General features: G+C 44.0%; 3 protein-coding genes. All 3 read right to left on the bottom strand.

Annotated elements, in window-relative coordinates:
• Positions 1–305 precede the first annotated feature (305 nt).
• The 3 genes from F6K37_RS35225 to nblR all read right to left on the bottom strand — a co-directional run bounded on the left by F6K37_RS35225 (position 306) and on the right by nblR (position 2,888).
• The gene (locus tag F6K37_RS35225) at positions 306–497 is read right to left on the bottom strand and encodes a DUF2949 domain-containing protein (RefSeq protein ID WP_044493838.1); all 192 of its coding nucleotides are present in this window, start codon (positions 495–497) and stop codon (positions 306–308) included.
• 1,118 nt (positions 498–1,615) lie between these two features.
• The gene (locus tag F6K37_RS35220; protein WP_502887802.1) at positions 1,616–2,182 is read right to left on the bottom strand and encodes a DUF192 domain-containing protein; all 567 of its coding nucleotides are present in this window, start codon (positions 2,180–2,182) and stop codon (positions 1,616–1,618) included.
• A gap of 10 nt (positions 2,183–2,192) precedes the next feature.
• On the bottom strand, positions 2,193–2,888 hold the full coding sequence (gene nblR, locus F6K37_RS35215; RefSeq protein ID WP_287255500.1) for a response regulator transcription factor NblR: 696 nt from the start codon (positions 2,886–2,888) through the stop codon (positions 2,193–2,195).
• Positions 2,889–3,396 lie beyond the last annotated feature (508 nt).

Here is a 3,396-nt window from a genome sequence, read left to right as displayed (position 1 = left end):
AATTGAAGAATTAGAATGTTTGTTAAATCATCTTTTAAATGAAGGAGGGTTAATTATAAAATGGGTACGAAAAATAAAAAACAAAGGCAATGCTGTTATCACAGTTTAAATGCGCAACAGCTTAGTGACATTAAGATAGCCAAGATCTAACAAAAAGAGCGAGTCACTCATGAAACCGCTCTTTTTGATAAGGGGATAAATAGTTAAGGACAAAGTAGAATTATAAATTTGTCTTAGGGATATTTTAACCCAAAGACATCGCTCCTTAGACATAGTTTTTATGCTCCTCCCTGATTGATCAGGCTTTAGGCTGTTTCCAACCAGTCATAAATTTTATCTAATTGCTCCAGAGTTACCAAACCATACTGCCAAAGAATCATTGGCAAAAGTCCTGGATCTTGTTCCCGGTGTCGTTGTGCGATCGCAATTGAATCTCTAGAAATTGCTAACTCTTCTTGGAGAAAATGCAAGAATTTTGTATAGGTTTTTGGTGCCATAATTAGTTGTATTTCACCTCCTTTAATAGGCTCTATTTGGGAATTAGTAATCTGAATGTGTAAACCATCAGTAGCCACTATCTCATCTGTCCACTAGGAAATTACGAGTGTCGGTTATACCTGACATAGAAACAGTAGGAAATTTTCAGGTTTTAAGGATAATTAATCCCATAGGAAAGTAGTTGACTTTCCCAATCATCACCCGACTAGGATTTAGGATGACAGGAATAGCACTCTAGTATCCCTGTATAAATTTTCAGGGTTAGGAGGCTGATTACCTGTGTCCTAAATCACTGCCAACCTGAGATTCTCGTCAACCTAGAACAGCAATCTTATGTGTCTTGATGCAGTCGCTCATGGGGGAAACCACGGCAGTCGCTCATGGGGGAGACCACGGCAGTCGCTCATGGGGGAAACCCCCAAGACCGCGCTGCCTCCCCAAGACCGCGCTGCATCGCTTTCTTCCCAGTATCGAGATCAAATACCCCACTCGCATCACCCCTAGACCTTGCCAACACAGTGAGTTGGCAAGACCCTCCTAGCTCATATGGTTAAGTCAAGCAAAATTCGACAGTTTTAAACACACACTACATCAGACCCTTGATTGACAATGGTCTGTCAAGTTAAAAACTTTGGCTGGCGTACGCTATAACTGACTACTCTCTCACACCCTCAACTTAGCGATTCACCGCTAAGACTCAGTAGCGTCACCCCTACCCTTGTTTTCCCAACCTTGATTAATTATGTCAAGGGCAGCCATTAGTAATCAAGGGTATAGTCATTTGCGAGCTTTTTACATCTGTCTTAGGAAAGATTACCCTAATTTGGATGGACTACCAACAGATTTCCCTTGAATTTTCCAATAATTTTTCCATACACTGATGAAAGGGAGCAGGGAGCAGGGAGCAGGGAGCGGGGAGCAGAAATATGCAGAAATATGCAGAAATATGTCTTAAGCGTTACTTCGACTGCTATATAGGAACGATAGCATCAAGCTTCATGCTTGATATAGCGCTACGGGCAATGGCATTGGCAAGAGCCAAGAGGCAAAAGTAAACTTAGTCATAGCTTACTTCTGACTTCTGACTTCTGACTTCTAACTTGCGCGTAGCGCTATATTAGTTAGGTGCGGTACTACTCCCATCCAGAAACTTGACAGTTACCTGGTCACCTACTTTCAGACCCAGTTCAGCCGCACGTCCGCCACGGAGTTCAATCACTTGGTCAATAATTTCCTTTCCTGGACCATAGGTAGGACATTTATCGGTTTGGCAGGGGGGGACAGATTTTGCGATCGCTTTTACTTCCCCATTTCTTAGAAACACCATATCCAGATAGATTTTAACATTCTTCATCCAAAAGCTGACACGCCGTGGTGGGTCGAAGCCAAATAACATCCCCCGATCCGGTGCTAGAGATAGGCGATACATCAAACCCATTGCCTGTTGCTCAGGGGTCTGTGCCACTTCCAGCCCAATCCGCTCACCTGCGATGTCAGCCTCAGCAGAAATTGGTAACATTTGACCTAATTTGGTTGGTGATTGTGAAACTGATGGGGCTGTTGCTGGTGGTTGACCAGATTTCACAGAGTTACTATTTGTAATCTTTCCTGGAACTGACCCTGCTGAACAGCCCATGATTAAAATACTTAGTGCTATTGCACATAGAGTGATTTGAAACTTCATACCCACAACCCTAAGCCTCCCGCAACACATAACCAACACCACGCACCGTCTGGATTAATCGCCTTTCACCTTCATCTTCTATCTTGATACGTAAATAGCGAATATAGACTTCAATCACATTGGACTCTCCCATAAAGTCATAACCCCAAACATTTTCCAAAATTTGTTCGCGAGTTAATACTTCCCTGGGATGGCTGATCAAATACTTGAGCAGCTCAAACTCTTTCATGGTCAACTCAATAACCCTTCCATTGCGCATTGCTCTGCGCTGGCTTAGGTCTAAAGTTAGTTCTCCAAACCTCAGCTGCTCCGAGCCTCCTGTTTTTGGCTCTAGATAAAGGCGCACCATTTTCACAAATGGCTCGCTACGATAGGGTTTCAGGAAATAATCATCAGCTCCTGCTTCTATACAAGCCACTCGATCTTCTACTCGGTCATGAGCCATCAGCATGATTACAGGTACGCGAGAGCCTTCACGTCTGAGCTGATCGCATAATCTCAGCCCTGATTCTCCTGAAAGTGCTCTATCCACAACCACCATTGCTGGCTGGAGTTCACTGGCTTGATGGCAAGCAACGGAGGCATCAAGGGCAATGACTGTATGATAACCTGCTTCTTTCAAGTCCTGACTCAGCCGTTCCGCCAATATTTGATCGTTTTCTACAACTAAGACACAGGGATTCCTTTCCAGGGTCAGATTTGGCATAGATAATGCTTGTCAGCACAAGCTGGATATAACTATGGTGAATACCAACCCTGTTTTAGCATGTCGTCATTAAATAGTGCTGAGTGTTGAGTGAGTAATGGGTAATAGGTAATGGGTAATGGGTAATGGGTAATGGGTAATGGGTAATAGGTAATGGGTAAGCTATCAGCTATCAGCTTATGCGCTACGCGCACGCTACGCGAACAGCTATCAGCTTATGCGCTACGCGCACGCTACGCGAACAGCTATCAGCGGTTTGCAATTGGGTGAGGTAAAGAGTCCTGGGTTTTAGGGAACAGGGAACAGAAAACAGGCAAGAGGAACCCACCCCTAACCCCTCCCAGGAGGGGAAGGCAAGAGGAAAAAAAGCCTATTTACAACTATGAGATGCACCCTCTGTTCCCCGATTCCCGATTCCCGATTCCCGATTCCCGATTCCCGATTCCCTTTTTCCATATATCTCAAAACAAAAAAAATAGCCGTAGAAATACTATCCACGGCTATTTAA

Source organism: Moorena sp. SIO4E2, from assembly GCF_010671945.1.
GTDB classification, from domain to species: Bacteria; Cyanobacteriota; Cyanobacteriia; order Cyanobacteriales; family Coleofasciculaceae; genus Moorena; species Moorena producens.
Note: the sequence above shows the minus strand (reverse complement) of the source record. Positions and strands in the feature narration are given on the sequence as shown.